Origin of the sequence: Stutzerimonas nosocomialis (assembly GCF_005876855.1) — a bacterium.
In the GTDB taxonomy this organism is placed as follows: Bacteria; Pseudomonadota; Gammaproteobacteria; order Pseudomonadales; family Pseudomonadaceae; genus Stutzerimonas; species Stutzerimonas nosocomialis.
In genome coordinates, this window is sequence record NZ_QLAE01000011.1 from 116,827 (window position 1) to 133,000 (window position 16,174).

General features: G+C 69.2%; 17 protein-coding genes. 13 read left to right on the forward strand and 4 right to left on the reverse strand.

The features are described from left to right. Positions 1-81: 81 nt before the first annotated feature. From DN824_RS09420 to DN824_RS09475, 12 genes are all read left to right on the forward strand, one after another. Complete coding sequence (locus DN824_RS09420; protein WP_138408106.1) at positions 82-2,142, forward strand: methyl-accepting chemotaxis protein; 2,061 nt, start codon at positions 82-84, stop codon at positions 2,140-2,142. Positions 2,143-2,245: 103 nt separating this feature from the next. Next, positions 2,246-2,737, forward strand: a complete 492-nt coding sequence (locus DN824_RS09425; RefSeq protein ID WP_138408107.1) for a Na+/H+ antiporter subunit E — start codon at positions 2,246-2,248, stop codon at positions 2,735-2,737. After that, entirely contained in the window at positions 2,737-2,988 is a 252-nt protein-coding gene (locus tag DN824_RS09430) for an MrpF/PhaF family protein (protein ID WP_138408109.1), read from the forward strand. Before DN824_RS09425 ends, DN824_RS09430 begins: the two co-directional genes overlap by 1 nt. Further along, positions 2,981-3,277, forward strand: coding sequence for a cation:proton antiporter (locus DN824_RS09435; RefSeq protein WP_138408111.1), 297 nt, complete (start codon positions 2,981-2,983; stop codon positions 3,275-3,277). Before DN824_RS09430 ends, DN824_RS09435 begins: the two co-directional genes overlap by 8 nt. Beyond that, positions 3,270-4,181 (forward strand): hydrogenase subunit MbhD domain-containing protein, encoded by a 912-nt coding sequence (locus DN824_RS09440; RefSeq protein WP_138408113.1) that lies wholly within the window; start codon positions 3,270-3,272, stop codon positions 4,179-4,181. The genes DN824_RS09435 and DN824_RS09440 overlap by 8 nt, the downstream gene beginning before the upstream one ends. Next, positions 4,178-4,453 carry an NADH-quinone oxidoreductase subunit K gene (locus tag DN824_RS09445; protein ID WP_138408114.1) on the forward strand — a complete coding sequence of 92 codons (276 nt, stop codon included), beginning with the start codon at positions 4,178-4,180 and terminating at the stop codon, positions 4,451-4,453. Before DN824_RS09440 ends, DN824_RS09445 begins: the two co-directional genes overlap by 4 nt. Beyond that, entirely contained in the window at positions 4,450-5,871 is a 1,422-nt protein-coding gene (locus DN824_RS09450; protein WP_138408116.1) for a complex I subunit 5 family protein, read from the forward strand. Before DN824_RS09445 ends, DN824_RS09450 begins: the two co-directional genes overlap by 4 nt. Further along, positions 5,868-7,364 (forward strand): complex I subunit 5 family protein, encoded by a 1,497-nt coding sequence (locus DN824_RS09455; RefSeq protein WP_138408118.1) that lies wholly within the window; start codon positions 5,868-5,870, stop codon positions 7,362-7,364. The genes DN824_RS09450 and DN824_RS09455 overlap by 4 nt, the downstream gene beginning before the upstream one ends. Next, positions 7,361-9,010, forward strand: coding sequence for a proton-conducting transporter transmembrane domain-containing protein (locus DN824_RS09460; RefSeq protein WP_138408120.1), 1,650 nt, complete (start codon positions 7,361-7,363; stop codon positions 9,008-9,010). The genes DN824_RS09455 and DN824_RS09460 overlap by 4 nt, the downstream gene beginning before the upstream one ends. A 69-nt stretch (positions 9,011-9,079) precedes the next feature. Then, positions 9,080-9,583 carry a 2-thiouracil desulfurase family protein gene (locus tag DN824_RS09465; RefSeq protein ID WP_138408122.1) on the forward strand — a complete coding sequence of 168 codons (504 nt, stop codon included), beginning with the start codon at positions 9,080-9,082 and terminating at the stop codon, positions 9,581-9,583. 33 nt (positions 9,584-9,616) lie between these two features. Then, on the forward strand, positions 9,617-10,054 hold the full coding sequence (locus tag DN824_RS09470) for a GNAT family N-acetyltransferase (RefSeq protein ID WP_138408123.1): 438 nt from the start codon (positions 9,617-9,619) through the stop codon (positions 10,052-10,054). Then, a complete protein-coding gene (locus DN824_RS09475) occupies positions 10,047-10,523 on the forward strand; it encodes a hypothetical protein (RefSeq protein WP_138408125.1) in 477 nt (158 codons plus the stop codon). Before DN824_RS09470 ends, DN824_RS09475 begins: the two co-directional genes overlap by 8 nt. 85 nt (positions 10,524-10,608) lie before the next feature. On the opposite strand, the gene DN824_RS09480 is transcribed toward DN824_RS09475, so the two are convergent. The 4 genes from DN824_RS09480 to DN824_RS09495 all read right to left on the reverse strand — a co-directional run bounded on the left by DN824_RS09480 (position 10,609) and on the right by DN824_RS09495 (position 14,694). Further along, a complete protein-coding gene (locus DN824_RS09480; protein WP_138408149.1) occupies positions 10,609-11,946 on the reverse strand; it encodes an ATP-binding protein in 1,338 nt (445 codons plus the stop codon). 53 nt (positions 11,947-11,999) lie between these two features. Further along, on the reverse strand, positions 12,000-12,677 hold the full coding sequence (locus tag DN824_RS09485; RefSeq protein ID WP_138408127.1) for a response regulator: 678 nt from the start codon (positions 12,675-12,677) through the stop codon (positions 12,000-12,002). Between the two features lie 84 nt (positions 12,678-12,761). Next, complete coding sequence (locus DN824_RS09490) at positions 12,762-13,364, reverse strand: outer membrane beta-barrel protein (RefSeq protein WP_138408128.1); 603 nt, start codon at positions 13,362-13,364, stop codon at positions 12,762-12,764. 325 nt (positions 13,365-13,689) lie between these two features. After that, positions 13,690-14,694, reverse strand: a complete 1,005-nt coding sequence (locus DN824_RS09495; protein ID WP_138408130.1) for an SDR family oxidoreductase — start codon at positions 14,692-14,694, stop codon at positions 13,690-13,692. A gap of 286 nt (positions 14,695-14,980) precedes the next feature. On the opposite strand from DN824_RS09495, the gene DN824_RS09500 reads away from it, so the two are divergent. Then, entirely contained in the window at positions 14,981-16,159 is a 1,179-nt protein-coding gene (locus DN824_RS09500) for an acyltransferase family protein (RefSeq protein ID WP_158295376.1), read from the forward strand. Positions 16,160-16,174 lie beyond the last annotated feature (15 nt).

Genomic DNA, 16,174 nt, shown 5'->3' on the forward strand with positions numbered 1-16,174 from the left:
GTTATCGACAGGTCGCGACGCTGGCGCGTCAATTGCTAGCTCAAGCCTTTCCAAGCGGTATACGCATCAAGGAGTTAGGTGATGAACGCGTTGTTGATGCCGGGTATACGAACCCTCGAGCGTTTCAGCTTTGCTCGCAAGTTCCAGATGCTGGCGCTGATCTTCGTGCTGCCGCTCGGCTACGCACTCTGGGTGATCGCCCAGGGCTACATGGAAAAACTTGGCTCGGTCGACGGCGAACTGTCGGGGGTGCGCCAGCTGCAAGCGCTCGACGCGGTGGAGGAGGCGCTGGTCGCCCAGCGCAACCTGACCGCACGCTGGAAGGCCACCGAGCGCACCCGCGAGGTGAGCGAGGAAAGCAAGGCGCTGATGGCCAGGCTGCAGGCCAGCGAGGCGGGCCTGGACGAGGCGCTGCAACGCCTGCAGCGGCGCCTCGCCGACGAGTCGGCCAGCGCCGACGCGCGGGCGGGCGTGGAGAAGCTGATCGCCGAGCGCGAAGGCCTGCGCGCCGCGCAGCTGGCGAACGTCGGCTGGTGGCCGGACGCCTATGATCGCTTCGCCCACGGCCTGCAGCTGCTCGGTACCCTGCGCGAGGAGATCGCCACCGAGAGCGGACTGATCCTCGACCCCTGGCTCGAAACCTACCTGCTGATGCAGCTGGGCACCCAGGACGCGCCGCGGCTGGTGCAGCAGCTCGGCGTGCTGGCCAGCGTCGGCCAGGGCGCGGTGCTGTCGGGCAGTTTCACCCTGCAGAGCCGCCTGCAGCTGCGCGAGATTCGCAGCGCCACTGGCGAGCTGCGCGTTCAGCTCGGCAAATACGCGCAGAACCTCGAAGGCCGGTTGCCCCCGACGCTGTCGGCGTGGAACGGCACCTACGACCAGACCCTCAAGGTGCTCGACGCCTGGCTCGTGGAGCTGGACCGGAAGATGTACGCCGATGGCCCCATCACCCTCGAACTGTCCGCCTTCGAGCAGGGCATGGACACCGCGCTGGCCCAGGCGGGTGCATTGCAGCGCGCCACCCTGGAGGCGCTCGCGACCCGGCTCGACGAATACCGCGCGCAGTCGGTGCAGGCCTTGACCATCACCTTCGGCGCCTTCGGCGTGCTGGTGCTGCTGGCGCTCTACACGCTGCTCTGCCTGCAGGCCTCGATCCGGGCCAGTACGGCGCGCATCACCCGGATGGCGCAGTCGCTGCGCGAGGGCGATCTGCGCAGCCAGGTGGACGTTCACGGGCAGGATGAACTGGCGGCCATCGGCGCTGCCCTGAATCAGGCCGTCGCCCAGCTGCGTGACTCGTTGCAGGGCGTCAACCAGCAGAGCGCGGGGCTGGGCGGCACCGTTGCGGTGCTGACCGACCAGGCGCAGTCGTCGTTGCGCTCGGTCGAAACGCAGCAACAGCAGGTGAGCCAGATCGCCACGGCGGCGACCGAGATGGCCGCCACCGCCCAGGGCATCGCCGAGAGCTGCGAGCTGGCCGCCCACGAGGCGACCCAGACCCGCCAGGTGGCCGAGCAGAGCAACCAGCGCAGCCAGCAGACCACCGCCAGCATGCATCAGCTCACCGCTCGCCTGGGCGACACTTCCCAGGCGCTGAACCAGCTGCGCGAGCAGGCCCAGCAGATCGACCAGGTGGTCGACGTGATCAAGGGCATCGCCGAGCAGACCAACCTGCTGGCGCTTAATGCCGCGATCGAGGCGGCGCGCGCGGGCGAACAGGGTCGCGGCTTCGCCGTGGTCGCCGACGAGGTGCGCAGCCTGTCGCAACGCACTCAGGCCTCGACGGCGCAGATCAGCGCCACGGTCGAGGGGTTGCAGCGCGTGGTGGTGCAGGCGGTCGAGCTGATGCAGGCGGCCTGCTCCCAGGCGGAATCCGATGCCGGCGCGGTCACCGAGCTCGGCGAGCGGCTGGGTGGCATCGCCGGGGCGGTGCAGCGGGTCAGCGACATGATCGCCCAGATCGCCACGGCGGTTGAGGAGCAGGCGGCGACGGCCGACGAGGTCAGCGGCAATATCCAGCGCGTCGACCAGGCCGCCGTCAGCCTGCTGCAGAGCGCCCAGGCGGTGCACGGTGTCGCCGACCGTCTGAGCGACGGCAGCCGTGAGCTGACGCACAACACCGCACGCTTTCGCCTGGACTGAGGTGGCGAAGCGCTGAAACACTCGGCCATGCTTTCGGCGATTTCGATGGAGAACTCTGCTGCGCGGTCCAGTCCAAGCAGCAATGAGTACATGGGAGACGAGCATGCGAGGGGCCGGGCTGCGCCAGGGATGCGTGGATGGACTCTATTGGCTGCTGCTTTATGCGGGGTTCTGGGCGCTGTTCGCCGAGGGGGGCGGCTGGTCGTTCGGCCTGCCCGCGGTGTTCATGGCCTGCGCGCTCAGCCTGTGGCTGGGCATCCGGCCGTGGCGGTTGCGGCTGAGCGTCTTGCCGGGCTTCGTCTGGTTCTTTCTGGTCAACATGTTCACCGGCGCCTGGGATGTCGCCCGGCGCGCCGCTCATCCGGGCTGCCCCCTGCAGCCTGAGTGGGTGGAGTACCCGCTGGCCGAGAGCTCCGAGCGGGTGCGGATACTGCTTTCGGCCCTGGTCGGGCTGTTGCCCGGGACCCTGGCGTCGCAGATCGAAGGCTCGCGCATGCAGCTGCACGTGCTCGACGGCGGGCAGCCCTGGCAGGCGACCGTGGCCGACCTCGAAGCGCGGCTGATCCGCCTCCTCGACGGCGGGAGCGCGCGCTGATGGCGCTGTACGCGGTGTTCCTGCTGCTGACCATCTTCCTCGGGCTGGCGCGCATCTTCCGCGGGCCCGGTCGCGTCGACCGGCTGCTGGCGGTGCAGCTGTTCGGCACCAGCGGCACCGCGCTGCTGCTGGTGCTCGCCCAGTGGCAGGACGAGCCGGCCTATCGCGACGTGGCGCTGGTGCTCGCGCTGCTGGCGGCCATGGTCAGCGCCGCGCTGGTCCAGTTGCTGCGCCGGAGGGACCATGCCTGAGACGCTCCTGCTCTGGCTGAGCTGGCCGCTGCTGATCGGCGGCCTGCTGTTCTTCGCCGCCGGCAGCCTCGGCCTGCTGCGCTTTCCCGATGTGTACAGCCGCCTGCATGCGCTGACCAAGGCCGACACCCTGGGCCTCGGCCTGGTGGTGGCCGGGCTTTCCTGCCGCGCCGACAGCCTGCTGGAAGTGGGCCAGATGCTGGTGATCTGGCTGCTGGTGCTGGCCTCGGGCGCCACCGCCTGCCAGTTGCTGGCGCGCCAGGCGCGCGAGGAGCACGGCGATGACTGAGTGGCTGCTCGATGCGGTGCTCGCGTTGCTGCTGCTGGCCCTGGCCGGCGGGTCGCTGCATGCACGCAATCGCTATGCCGGGGTGCTGCTGTTCATCGCCTTCGGTCTGATCCTGGCGTTGATCTGGGCGCGGCTCGGCGCCCCCGACCTGGCGCTGGCCGAGGCGGCCATCGGCGCGGGCCTTACCGGCGTGCTGCTGCTCGCGGCGCTGGCGCGCCAGCCTGCCGGCGCTGCCAGGGAGGGCCTGTCGTTCGCCCGTCATCGCCTGGCCGCCGCGGCGGTGCTGGTGCCGCTGCTCGTAGTGCTGGTGCAGGGGCTCGAGCCGCTGGCCGCGCAACGCTCGCCCTTGCCGGAACTGGCCGCCGGGGCGCTGGAGCAGAGCGGGGTGAGCCATCCGGTGACCGCGGTGCTGCTCAATTACCGCGCCTGGGACACCCTGCTCGAACTGGCCGTGCTGCTGCTGGCGCTGCTCGGCGCGCGCCAGCTCGGTCCGGCGCGCTTCGAGGTGGAGCGGCCCTGGCCGTTGCTGCGCGCCTGGAGCCGGTCGCTGGCGCCGCTGTTGCTGCTCGCCGGGGGCTATCTGTTATGGAGCGGTTCGAGCGCGCCCGGAGGTGCCTTCCAGGCCGGCTCGCTGCTGGCCGCCGGCGTGGTGCTGCTGCGCCTGGCCGGGGTCCTGCCGGCGCTGCGCTGGTCGTTCTGGCCGCTGCGCCTGCTGGTGCTGCTCGGGCTGCTGCTGTTCCTCGCGGTGGCGATCGCCTGCGCCTGGTTCGGGGACGGCTGGCTGGTCTATCCGGAGGGCTGGGCCAAACCCCTGATTCTGGTCATCGAGGTCGCCGCGACCCTGTCGATCGCCGCCAGCCTGAGCCTGCTGGTGGTTGGCGAAGCACGGGAGTCCGGCGCATGAGCACGACGCTGTTCTGGCTGGCGGTGGGCGCGCTGCTCTGGCTGATCGGCCTGCACGGGCTGCTGACCCTGCGCGATGCGCTGCGGCGGATCATCTCGATCAACCTGATGGGCAGCGGCGTGTTCCTGGTGATGATCGCCCTGGCCGCGCGGGTGGTGCCCAGCGATCCGGTGCTGGTGGCGCTGGTGGTCACCGGCCTGGTGGTGGCGGTCAGCGCCACCGCGCTGGCGTTGCGCCTGGCCGGCTCGGCCGACCGCGGGGAGTCGCCATGAACCTCGCCCTGCTGAGCCTCGCGCTGCCACTGGTGGGCGCCTTGCTGCTGGTCCTGCTGCGGCCGGCCGGCGGGCGCTGGGTCATCCTGATCAACCTGGCCAGCACCCTGGCCGCGGCCGGTGCTCTGCATCAGGTGATGCAGACCGGGGCGCAGTGGCTGGAACTGGGTGGCTGGTCGGCGCCGCTGGCGATCCGCTTCCAGCTCACGCCGCTGGCCGCGCTGCTGCTGTTGTTCACGGCCGGCCTGCACCTGCTGGTCGCGCTGTATGCGGCGCGCAGCCGACACGCCATCGGCGGCGAGGATTTCTGGCCGCTGTCCTGCCTCCTGCAGGCGGCGCTGGCCGCGCTGTGGCTGTCGGGCGATCTGTTCAACCTCTACGTGACCCTGGAGCTGCTCAGCCTGGCGGCGGTCGCGCTGGTCGCCCTGGCGGGCGCCAAGGCCTATCGGCCGGCGCTGAACTACCTCTTGCTGTCGCTGGCCGGGTCGCTGGCCTATCTGTTCGGCGTGGCGCTGCTCTACGGACGCTACGGCGTGCTGGACATCGTCCTGCTGGGCGAGCTCGCCGAGGCCGATGCGACGACCCGCCTGGCGCTGCTGCTGATGAGCCTGGGGCTGATGCTCAAGGCGGCGCTCTGGCCGCTGCACCTGTGGCTGCCGCCCGCCCATGCCGGCGCGCCGGCGGCGGTCAGCGCGCTGCTGTCGGCCCTGGTGGTCAAGGGGCCGTTGTACATCCTCTGGCTGCTGTGGAGCCGTATCGCGCCGGTCGAGCTGGCGCAGAGCGCCGGAGGGCTGTTCGCCGTGGCGGGCATCTTCGCGCTGCTCTGCGGTGGCTGGTCGGCGTTGCGCGCGCCCTACCTGAAGACGCTGGTGGCCTATTCCACGGTGGCGCAGCTCGGTTACGCGCTGCTCGCTCTGGGCCTGCTGCTGCGCTGGCAGGAGCCGGGCCTCGGCGCGGCGCTGTGGCTGTTCGTGCTGGCCCATGGGCTGGCCAAGGTGTCGATGTTCCTGGCGGCCGGCGAGCTGCAGCACACCCTCGGCAGCAAGCGGGTGCGGGCACTCAAGGGGGCCAGCCAGACGATGCCGCTGGCGCTGTTCGCCTTCGCCGTGGCCGGCGGAAGCCTGATCGGCCTGCCGCCGAGCGGCGGCTTCCTGGCCAAGTGGCTGCTGCTCCAGCCGCTGTTCCTGCAGCCCCAGCACTGGCCCTGGGCGATCGGCGTGCTGCTGGGCACGCTGGCATCGGCGGCCTATGTGTTTCGCGTCGTCGCGCTCGGTTTCGACCGCGCCCGCCCGACACCGGCGAGCTTTCACCCCGATCGCCTGGCGCAGTGGCTGGCGATGCTGCCGGCCCTGCTGGTCTGGTGCCTGGCGTTGATCAGCAAACCCTTGCTGCTGTGGATCGGAGGGGTGAGCCAATGACCTGGACCAGCTGGTTGCCCCTGGCCATCGTGCTCAGTTCGCTGGTGCCCGGCCTGATCATCTTCTCGCTGCGCGAGGACCAGCACCGCCTGCGGGTGGCGCTCAACCTCGGCGGGGTGGTCGTCAAGCTGGCGCTCGTGGTGGCGCTGATCATCGGCGTCGACCGCGGCCTGCAGTTCCGCCTGGAACTGCCGTTCCTGCCCAACGCGCCGCTGGTGCTGCAGGCCGACGCGCTGTCGCTGCTGTTCGTCGCGCTGTCCTCGGTGCTCTGGCTGGCGACCACCGTCTACGCCATCGGCTATCTGGAAGGCTCGCCCCTGCGTTCGCGCTTCTTCGGCTATTTCAGCCTCTGCGTCAGCGCCACCGTGGGTCTCGCGCTGGCCGGCAACCTGGTCACCTTCCTGTTGTTCTACGAACTGCTGACCCTGGCCACCTTCCCGCTGGTGGTGCACCGCGGCACGCCCGAATCGCTACGGGCGGGACGCGTGTACCTGGCCTACACGGTCGGTGGCGGCACCCTGTTGCTGATGGGCGTGGCGCTGCTGCACGGGCTGGCCGGCAGCCCGGATTTCCAGCCCGGCGGCTATCTGCAGGCGCAGGTCCAGGAGCACGACCTGGCGCTGCGGGTGGGGTTCGTGCTGCTGATCGCCGGGCTCGGGGTCAAGGCGGCGCTGATCCCGCTGCACGGCTGGCTGCCGCGGGCGATGGTCGCGCCGGCGCCGGTCAGCGCGCTGCTGCACGCGGTGGCGGTGGTCAAGGCGGGCGCCTTCGGCATCGTCCGGGTGGTCTACGACGTCTACGGCGCATCGGCGGCGGCCGAACTGAACCTGATGCAGCCGCTGCTGTGGCTGGCCGCCGCCACCATCCTCTACGGCTCGGTGCGCGCGCTGCAGCAGCAGGAAATCAAGAAGCGCCTGGCCTACTCGACCATCAGCCAGGTCTCCTACATCACCCTGGGGGTGGCGCTGCTCGGGCCGATCGCCGCGGTGGGGGGGCTGGTGCACCTGGTCCACCAGGGGTTGATGAAGGTGACGCTGTTCTACTGCGCCGGCAACTTCGCCGAGACCCTGGGGGTGCACCGCATCCGCGAGATGGACGGCATCGGCCGGCGCATGCCGCTGACGATGACCGCGTTCAGCATCGGCGCGCTGGGGATGATCGGCATCCCGCCGATGGCCGGTTTCGTCAGCAAGTGGTACCTGGGCCTCGGGGCGCTGGAGGTGGGCCAGGACTGGGTGCTGCTGGTGCTGATCGGCTCGGCGCTGCTCAACGCCGGGTATTTCCTGCCGCTGCTCTGGCGCGGCTGGTTCGCCCGCCCGGCCGACTGGCATGAGGACAACTGGGCGAACGAGCGCTGGGAGACTCACTGGATGCTGCTGCTTCCGGCCGTGTTCACCGCGCTGCTGGCGCTGCTGGTCGGCCTGCTCGCCGGCACCGCGCTCAGCCCGCTCGGCTGGAGCCAGCTGATCGTCAACCGGGAGTTCGAGATATGAGCGGCGCCTGGCTGTGGCTGCTGGTGCCGGTGGCGCCGCTGCTGGCGATCGTCCTGCTGCTGGCGCTGCGCGAGCGGGTGATCGGCTGGCTCTGGCTGGCCTGCGTGCCGGCGCTGGTGGCGACCCTGTGGCCGGCCGAGGGGCTGGACCTGCCCTGGCTGTGGGCCGAGATGCGCTGGGGGGGCGACGATGCGCTGACCCGTGCCTGGCTTGGATTCAGCGCGCTGCTGTGGGGCTGCGCGGGGCTGTTCGCCGTCAGCAGCCAGGCCGGGGACCGGCGCCGGCTGCGCTTCTGGCTGTTCTGGTTGCTGGCGCTGTCGGGCAACCTGCTGCTGATCATCGCCGCCGATGCCTTGAGCTTCTACCTGGGCTTCAGCCTGATGAGCCTTTCGGCCTACGGGCTGGTGGTGCACCAGGGCGGACCACAGCCTCGGCGTGCCGGCCGGCTCTACCTGCAGCTGGCCGTCTGCGGCGAGATGCTGCTGCTCGCCGCCCTGCTGCTGCGAACCTCGGGCGCGCAGGGCGCCTTTGGCTTCGAAACCTGGGCGGGCGTGCCGATCGACGGGATGACGCTGCTCCTGCTGCTCATCGGCCTGGGGCTAAAGGCGGGCTTCTGGCCGCTTCACGTCTGGCTGCCGCTGGCCCATCCCGCGGCGCCGGCACCGGCCAGCGCCGTGCTCTCCGGCGCGATGATCAAGGCCGGCATCCTCGGCCTCTGGCGCTGCCTGCCGCAGGACGACCCGCTGTTGCTGCAATGGTCCCCGGTGCTGCTGGCGGTCGGCCTGTTCGGCGCCTTCTATGCCGTGCTGCTGGGCCTGTGCAGCCGCCAGGCCAAGGCCGTGCTGGCCTATTCGTCCGTCAGCCAGATGGGCTATTTCGTGATGATCCTCGCGTTGGCCTGGCGCGACCCGCAGAACCTGGCCGCGCTGGCCGTGCTGCTGGTGATCTTCGGTGTCCACCACGGCCTGGCCAAGGGCGCGTTGTTCCTCAGTGCGGGGCTCAGTCACAGCTACCGCCTGCCACGGCTGGCCTGGCTGCTGCCGGCCATTCCGGCGCTGGCGCTGATCGGTGCGCCGCTGACCAGCGGCGGGGCGGCCAAGACCGCGCTGAAATCGGCCTTCGCCGACGGTCATTTCGCCGCCTGGCAGGACCTGCTGAGCCTGGGCAGCCTCGCCACCGGCCTGTTGCTGCTGCGCGCGCTGTGGCTGATGAGGCAGGACGCACCGCAGACGGGACGAGCGCCCGCGCTCCAGCTGGTGCCCTGGGCACTGCTCTGCCTGATGCCGCTGGCGCTGCCCTGGCTATGGCCGACCTTGCGCGGCGCGCTGGTCTACAGCTTCGGCCTGGCCGATACCTGGAAACTGCTCTGGCCGCTGCTCGCCGCCTGTCTGCTCGCTGCGCTGGCGCTGCGCCTGGGCTGGTCGGTGCCGCGAATGTTGCGCCGCCTGCCGGACCCGGCCTCGTGGGCCTCGCTCAGGCTCAAGCGGCTGACCCAGCGGCCACCGCTGGTGGTGCCGCGCCCGGCGACGGCGCGTGAACGCTGGCGTGCCCGCGAGCGGCGCTGGAACCGCTTCTGGCAGCGAGGCGCGCTGGCGCTCAGTGCCTGGGTGGTCGCGGCGCTGCTCTGGCTGGGCTGGCTCTGGTGAGTGCGCCGCTGGACAGCCGGTGCCGCCGTCCACTAGCGTCTGCCGATCGATAGCGGGGGAGCGAGCCGCGTGGAAAAGGTTCTGGTCAGCGCGTGCCTGCTGGGTGCCCGGGTGCGCTACAACGGCTCGGACAAGGCCGTCAGCGATGGCGTGCTCGCGCGCTGGATCGCCGAGGGCCGGGTCGTGTCGCTGTGCCCGGAGGTCGCGGCCGGCCTGCCGACGCCGCGCCCGCCGGCGGAGATTCGAGGCGCCGGCGGTGGCGCCGTTCTGCGCGGCCAGGCGCAGGTGGTCGATGCCCGGGGCAACGATGTCAGCGAGGCTTTCGTCAGGGGTGCCGAGCAGGCGCTGACGCTGGTGCGCGAGCAGCGCATCCGGGTCGCCGTGCTCACCGAGCGCAGCCCCTCATGCGGCAGTTCGCTGATCTACGACGGAGGCTTCGGCGGCGTGACGCGCCCGGGCGAGGGGGCCACGACCGCGCTGCTGCGCGAGCACGGGGTCGCGGTGTTCAACGAGGAGCAACTGGGCGAGGCTGCCGCCTGCCTGAGCCGCTTCGACGACGAGGCGGGCTCGTAGGGGCCGCCACTCTTCATTTCCAGGGAGTCACCCATGCAGATTCGCGACGCTGTCGCAGGCGATGTCGAGGCGATCGGCCAACTGCTGGCCGATCTGGACTATCCACCGGACGCCGGGCTCGGCCCGCGCCTGGCGCAGCTGGCCGAACACCCCGATGCCCGCACCCTGGTCGCCGCGGACGGCGAGCGGCTGCTCGGGCTGCTGTCGCTGCACTTCATCCCGCAGCTGGCGCTGCCCGGCGCCTTCTGCCGGATCAGCTACCTGTGCGTGAACGAGGGCGCGCGCAGCCTGGGCGTCGGTGCGCTGCTGGAATCGACGGCCCTGCGACTCGCCCGCGAGCGCGGCTGCGATCGCCTGGAGGTGCATTGCCACCAGCGGCGCACCCGGGCCCACGGCTTCTACGCCCGGCAGGGCTACGAGGAATCGCCCAAATACCTGATCAAGTCGCTGAAGGAGGCCGGGGATGCCTGAGCTGCGCCACGTCCTGGCCGCCGGCCTGCTGGCGTCATTGCTGTCGGGCTGCGGGCTGTGGTTCGGCGCGGGCGAGGGCGAAGTCAGTCGCGCCCTGGATCTCGCGCTGCACGAGCGTGGCAGCGAGCGCGTCACCCTGGCCGAACTGACGCGCTTTCCCTGGGACGAGCTGCTGCTGTTCGCGCCCTATACCCCTCGCGCGTCGGTTTGCCAGGCCCTCGCGCTGTCGCGGGCGCGCTGTGCGCTGGTGGCCCGGGGCGAGTCCGGCAGCGACGGCGAAATGCTGATGGTGTTCCGCGAGGCCGGGCAGGTGGTGCACAGCGAGATGCACCTGCGCGCGCATGGCGATTTCCTGCCGCTGCCCGATGTGCCGCTCACGCCGGCAACGGCGGTGTTCGACGTGGTTCGGGATGGCGATGGAGCCGATGGGCGGCCCTGGCTCAGGCTGCGCCTGAAGGGCGGGACCTGACGGCGAAGGCGCGTGGCGGCCGCTTGGACTGCAGGTTGCAAGCGCGGCCCCGCAGGTTGTTTCGCGACGTGCCCTCGGATACGGCTCAATCCAGCCCCAGGCGAATCCGGAAGGCCGCGCCGCCGAGGGAGGATTCGCCGAGGCTGAGTTCGCCGCCGTAGCTGTCGATGATGTCCTTGACCACGGCCAGACCGATCCCCTGGCCGGGGTGCTGCAGGTCGAGCCGCTCGCCGCGCTGGAGGATGCGTGCGCGCTGGTCCACTGGAACGCCGGGGCCGTCGTCCTCGATGCTCAGCAGCAGCTCGCCGTCGCCCTCGACGCTGATGCGGATGCGCTTGAGGCAGAGGCGGTAGGCGTTTTCCAGCAGGTTGCCGAGCATTTCCATCAGCGCGCCGCGCTCCATCGGCACCCGGCAATGGCGCCCGACCCGCATGTCCACCTCGACCCGCTTGTCGTGGTAGACCTTGTCCAGCGTGCTGCAGAGGCTTTCGAGCAAGGGCAGCAGTTCGACGCGGTAGCGCACCAGGCCGCTCTTGCCGAGGCTGGCGCGCTGCAGCTGATAGCCGATCTGCTGGCTCATGCGCTCGATCTGGCTCTGCATCACCTGGGCCTGCTCGCGGTTGTCGGGATGGGTGGCGATCACCTCGCCCACGCCCTGGAGCACGGTCAGCGGGGTTTTCAGGCTGTGCGCCAGGTCGCCCAGGGAGTTGCGGTATTGCTCGCGCTGGCGGCGCTCGCTTTCCAGCAGGCGGTTGAGCGAGCGGGTCAGGCGCAGCAGCTCGCGGGGATGGCGGTCGCTGAGGCCCTCGCTCTGGCCGGATTCGATGCTGTCGAGTTCGGCGCTCAGCCGTCGCAGCGAGCGAAAGCCCCAGGTCAGCCCCAGCCAGAGCAGCGCCAGCAGGGCCAGCAGGCCGCCACCGAGCCAGCGGTACAGCTGGCGCCGGAAGTCGGTGAACATGCCCTGGTATTCGCTGGCCGGCTGCATGGTGATGAAGCTGAAGGCGCTGTCCGGGCCGTTGTCCAGCTGCAGCTCGACGTCGTAGACGAAATATTCCTCGCCGGCGGCATCGCGGATGCGCACGAACTCGGTGATGCCGCCCTGGTAGCGGGCGCGGTAGTCGATGGACTCGTCCACCGCCGAGCCGGAACTCCAGACCAGCGCGCCGTCGCGGTCGAAGATGTAGCCGAGCAGACGCGCCTCGGGCAGGTTGAACTCCTCGTAGGGCAGGCGCTCGGGCATCTGCAGGTGGCCGTCTTCCAGCCGCGCGGCGGTGATCAGGGTGCTGGCGTCAGCGGCCAGGCGCTGTTCGATCACCCCCTCCATGGTCATCCGGAAGGCGCCCTGCAGGGCCGGCAGCAGGGCGAGCATGAACAGCACGGCCAGGCCGGCGGCGCCCAGCATCAGGCGCGTGCGCAGCGACATCTCGCCCCGCGAGATCGCCCGCCCGCGCAGCGCCAGGCGCTGCAGGGGTCGGATCACCGGCAGCGCTCGGTGAACAGATAGCCCAGCCCGCGGACGGTCTCGATCGGTTTCATCTGGCACTGGGTTTCGAGCTTGCGCCGCAGCCGTCCGACCAGTACCTCGATGACGTTGGCGTCACGCTCCTCGTCGTCCGGGTACAGCTGCTCCATCAGGCGCTCCTTGGCGACCACCTGCTGCTGGTGACGCATCAGGTATTCGAGGATGCGGTACTCATAGGCCGTCAGGTTCAGCGGTTCGTCGCCGGCCAGCGCCTGCTTGCGGTTGAGGTCGAGCTTGAGCGGCCCGGCCTCGATGGTGGCCTGGGTGAAGCCCGACGAGCGCCGCAGCAGGGCGTTCATCCGCGCTTCGAGCTCTTCGAACTGGAACGGCTTGACCACGTAGTCGTCGGCACCGGCGGCCAGGCCTTCGACCTTGTCCTGCCAGTTGCCGCGCGCCGTCAGGATGAGAATAGGGAACCGCTTGCCGTGGCTGCGCAGCTGACGGATCAGGTCCAGCCCGCTGATACCCGGCAGACCCAGGTCGATGACGGCCAGGTCATGGTTGTATTCCTGGGTTCGATACAGCGCCTCTTCGGCGTTGGGGACCGCATCGACCACATGACCGCTTTCGCCAAGCCGGGTCTGCAAGTGGTGGCGCAGCAGCGCCTCGTCTTCCACCACCAGCATCTTCATCCTGTACTCCCATGCAAACGGCCGAAAAAAGGCCGGCCAATAGGTACGGCCGGGCATGACCCGGCCGCTTTTCCAGGGCTCGACTTAGAAGTGGTAGTTCAAGCCGAGGTAGACCTGCTTGGTGCTGTGCAGGTCGATCGAGCCCAGTTTGCCGCCGCCGTGCTCGGACACTTCGGTGCCTGCGTTGCTGCGCATGTAGCGGTAGCCGGCTTCGACGGACGCCTGGTCGCCGAGCTGTTGCAGGATACCGGCCTGCAGGCCGATCAGGTAGCCGATATCGCTGTCACGGCTGTAACCGCGCGATTCCTGCTCCAGCTTGGTCAGACCGGCGCTGGCACCGCCGAACAGGCGGGTGGTGTCGCCCAGCGGGATGAAGTGGTCGTAGCTGGCGGCCAGGTTCTGCTGGCGCAGTTTGAGGCTGCTGCCGTAGTCGTCCGACACGTTTTCATAGGTCAGGTAGTAACGGCCTTCGTCGGTCATCTGGCCGCCGCGGATGCCCCAGGTGCCGCTGTTCTTGATCACGTCATCGAACTGGGGGTTGTTCATGTTCTGCTTCAGCGCGCTCGAACGGTCGATGTTGGTGGTGCTTTCACCCCAGGTGAAGCCGACGAAGTTGTCAGCAGCCTGGGCGCCGACGGCGAATACGCTGAGGGTGGTGGCCAGAGCCAGGGTATGCAGTTTGTTCATCGGTAACTCCTTTCCAAGGCAGCGGTTGCTGTACGGGAGTTACTTTGCCCCGGGGGCACTGAACGCTTGCTGAACCCCCGCTGAACCTCAGCTGAACGAGTGAGCGAACAGCGGCGGACGCCGCGAGCGGGTGATGAGAGCGCCCGACCTTGGGCGCTCCGGCATCCTTTTCGCGGTCTTGACCGCGAGCTTCAGGGCATTGGCCATGCCCTCACTCCTGAGTCGGGCGCCCAGCCTCTTCCCGGCGCGAATCAACACAAGCCTCCGGAAGTCGGCTTGCTCGGAGCGCCCCGAAAGCAGGGCAGTCCGTCGGCCGCCAGGCGGGTCAGTGCCTTTTGCGGCCGACCAGGGAGAACAGCGCCAGCGCGCCGAGCGCCACCGCCGCGGTGGTCGCGATCGGGTGCTGTGAGGCGCGGGTGTAGAGGCTGCTCTGGGCGACGTGCCCGGGGTAGCGTCCGGAGGCATGGCCGTCCACGGTGGGGTCGGCCGCATGCAGGGCGCCCTTGCGGTTGCTGTCGGGCTTGCCGCTCTGCAGCCAGTCGTAGATGACGCTGCGCCGCACCCAGTCGGTCAGGCGCGGCGCATTCTCGGCCAGCCGCGACAGCAGCTTGGCGTTGCCGATGTAGACGTCGCGCTGCGGATGTTCGGCGGCATGCAGGATCGCCTGGGCGACCACCTCGGGCGCGTAGACCGGCGGCGGGAAGATCGGCGCGCTGGGCATGACGTTCTTCGAATGGTCCATGAACTGCGTGTCGGTGGACGCCGGGCGCACCAGGGTGACGGAAATCGGCGTCCCGGACTTTTCCAGTTCCAGGCGCAGCACGTCGGTCATCGCCTTGATGGCGTGCTTGCTGGCGCTGTAGCTGGCGTGGAAGGGCAGGGCGGCTACCGATTCGACGCTGCCGATGTTGATCAGCGCGCCACCCTTGTTGCGCAGGTGCGCGACCGCGATGGACGAGCCGTAGTGGGTGCCCCAGAAGTTGGTCCGCATGACCTGACGGGTATCCTCGTCGCTGACCTGGTCGAAGCGGCCCCAGATCGAGCTGCCGGCGTTGTTGATCCAGGTATCGAAGCCGCCGAAGCGGGCGGTGGTTTCGCGGGCGACGCGTTCCAGGTCTTCGCGCTCGCCGACGTCGGCCACCACGTAGAGCACGTTGTCGCCGCTCTTGAGTTCGCGCTCGATCTCGATCAGCGCGTCTTCGTTGCGCGCCACCAGCACCACTTTCGCGCCGGCGTCGACGGCCATCCGCGCGGTCGCCAGGCCAATGCCGCTCGAGGCGCCGGTGATGACGATGACCTGTTCGCGCAGCGGTTTGAGGGTAATGGACATGGGGCCTCCGGTGAGGCGGCCGTCGCGGCCGCAAAAGGTGTCGGTTCCTCAGTAGAAGCCGCTGCCCGGATGGGGTTCCGCCGGATGGATGGGCGGCGCCCAAGGCGCCGGAATGCCCGGCTCCCGGGCGCTTCGTCTCAATTGCAACATTTCATGACAGGCGGCATGAACTCTTCTGATGGCCACCTGATCTCAGGGAAAGGAGCTGATATCAGCACAAGGGTTTCACCACGTCGTGCCAGGCAAGGCCTTCGTGCGTCGTGCAAAAACAATGAGGAGGGATTCCATGCCAGCCGCTGCAAGCACAGCCGCCAAGGGGCGATTCGAGGTTCTGGACAGTTTCAGGGGCATCTGCGCGATGGCCGTGGTGCTGTTCCACACGCAGATCCTGTTGAGCTTTTCGGAGCTGCCCCTGTTTCGACACGCCGACCTGTTCGTCGAGTTCTTCTTCGTACTGAGCGGTTTCGTCATGCACCACGCCTATGGCGGGCGGGTATTCGACCGGCAGGTGTTCAAGCGCTTCATCGTCAGCCGCACCTTCCGGCTGTTTCCCCTGCACCTGACCATGCTGGCGGTGTTCATCGGGCTGGAGTTCGGCAAGCTCTGGGCCGAGCGCCACGGGTTCACCTTCAACGACCCCGCCTTCACGGGCAAGACCGCCCCCGGCGAGATCATTCCCAACGCGCTGCTGCTGCAGTCCTGGTTCAACGGGTTCAACAGCGTCTCGTTCAACGTGCCGGCGTGGAGCATCAGCATCGAGTACTACCTATACATGGTGATGGGCGTGGTGCTGCTGACGCTGCCACGCTACAGCGCCCAGGTGTTCCTGCTGATGTCGCTGATCGCCTTCTCGGCGTTGTTCGTCAACCTCGAGCTGATCAAGCCCTTCATCTGGCGCGGCGCGTCCTGCTTCTTCGCCGGGGCGCTGGTGCACATGGTCTACCGGCGCATCCGGGCATGGGTCGAGCGGATCGACGACCGCGCGCTGTTCAGCCTGCTCGAAGTGCTCTGCCTGCTGTTGATCTACCGGACGCTCACCACCGAGGGCCAGCACCAGGGGCTGGTCGCCAGCCTGCTGTTCTGCGGGGTGATCCTGGTGTTCGCCTTCGAGCGCGGCGTCGTGTCGGACCTGATGCGGCTGCGCTCCATCGCGCGCCTGGGCACCCTGTCGTTCTCCATCTACCTGACCCACGCCGCGGTGATCTTCGCCTTCACCAGCGCCGCGATGGTGCTGTCGAAACTCACCGGCATGCAGCTGACGCGTATCCTGACCAAGCCCGGCAGCGACGAGATCATGCGCTACATCACCACCGGCAGCGTGGCCGGCGACGTGCTGGTGACGCTGCTGGAACTGGCGATCGTGCTGGCGGTGTCGGCCTTCACCTACCACTTCATCGAACTCAAGGGCATCGAGCTGGGCAAGCGACTGCTCAAGAGCGGCCCGTTGCCGCTGTCCCAGCACTGAGGAAGGCGGCTAGTT

Bases quoted from the DNA above. Each gene is read 5' to 3' on its own strand.
- DN824_RS09480 (WP_138408149.1), bottom strand. From the start codon at position 11,946: ATGTCGCTGCGCACGCGCCTGATGCTGGGCGCCGCCGGCCTGGCCGTG.
- DN824_RS09435 (WP_138408111.1), top strand. From the start codon at position 2,981: ATGCCTGAGACGCTCCTGCTCTGGCTGAGCTGGCCGCTGCTGATCGGC.
- DN824_RS09430 (WP_138408109.1), top strand. From the start codon at position 2,737: ATGGCGCTGTACGCGGTGTTCCTGCTGCTGACCATCTTCCTCGGGCTG.
- DN824_RS09470 (WP_138408123.1), top strand. From the start codon at position 9,617: ATGCAGATTCGCGACGCTGTCGCAGGCGATGTCGAGGCGATCGGCCAA.
- DN824_RS09440 (WP_138408113.1), top strand. From the start codon at position 3,270: ATGACTGAGTGGCTGCTCGATGCGGTGCTCGCGTTGCTGCTGCTGGCC.
- DN824_RS09475 (WP_138408125.1), top strand. From the start codon at position 10,047: ATGCCTGAGCTGCGCCACGTCCTGGCCGCCGGCCTGCTGGCGTCATTG.
- DN824_RS09495 (WP_138408130.1), bottom strand. From the start codon at position 14,694: ATGTCCATTACCCTCAAACCGCTGCGCGAACAGGTCATCGTCATCACC.
- DN824_RS09485 (WP_138408127.1), bottom strand. From the start codon at position 12,677: ATGAAGATGCTGGTGGTGGAAGACGAGGCGCTGCTGCGCCACCACTTG.
- DN824_RS09425 (WP_138408107.1), top strand. From the start codon at position 2,246: ATGCGAGGGGCCGGGCTGCGCCAGGGATGCGTGGATGGACTCTATTGG.
- DN824_RS09420 (WP_138408106.1), top strand. From the start codon at position 82: ATGAACGCGTTGTTGATGCCGGGTATACGAACCCTCGAGCGTTTCAGC.
- DN824_RS09455 (WP_138408118.1), top strand. From the start codon at position 5,868: ATGACCTGGACCAGCTGGTTGCCCCTGGCCATCGTGCTCAGTTCGCTG.
- DN824_RS09500 (WP_158295376.1), top strand. From the start codon at position 14,981: ATGCCAGCCGCTGCAAGCACAGCCGCCAAGGGGCGATTCGAGGTTCTG.
- DN824_RS09450 (WP_138408116.1), top strand. From the start codon at position 4,450: ATGAACCTCGCCCTGCTGAGCCTCGCGCTGCCACTGGTGGGCGCCTTG.
- DN824_RS09460 (WP_138408120.1), top strand. From the start codon at position 7,361: ATGAGCGGCGCCTGGCTGTGGCTGCTGGTGCCGGTGGCGCCGCTGCTG.
- DN824_RS09445 (WP_138408114.1), top strand. From the start codon at position 4,178: ATGAGCACGACGCTGTTCTGGCTGGCGGTGGGCGCGCTGCTCTGGCTG.
- DN824_RS09490 (WP_138408128.1), bottom strand. From the start codon at position 13,364: ATGAACAAACTGCATACCCTGGCTCTGGCCACCACCCTCAGCGTATTC.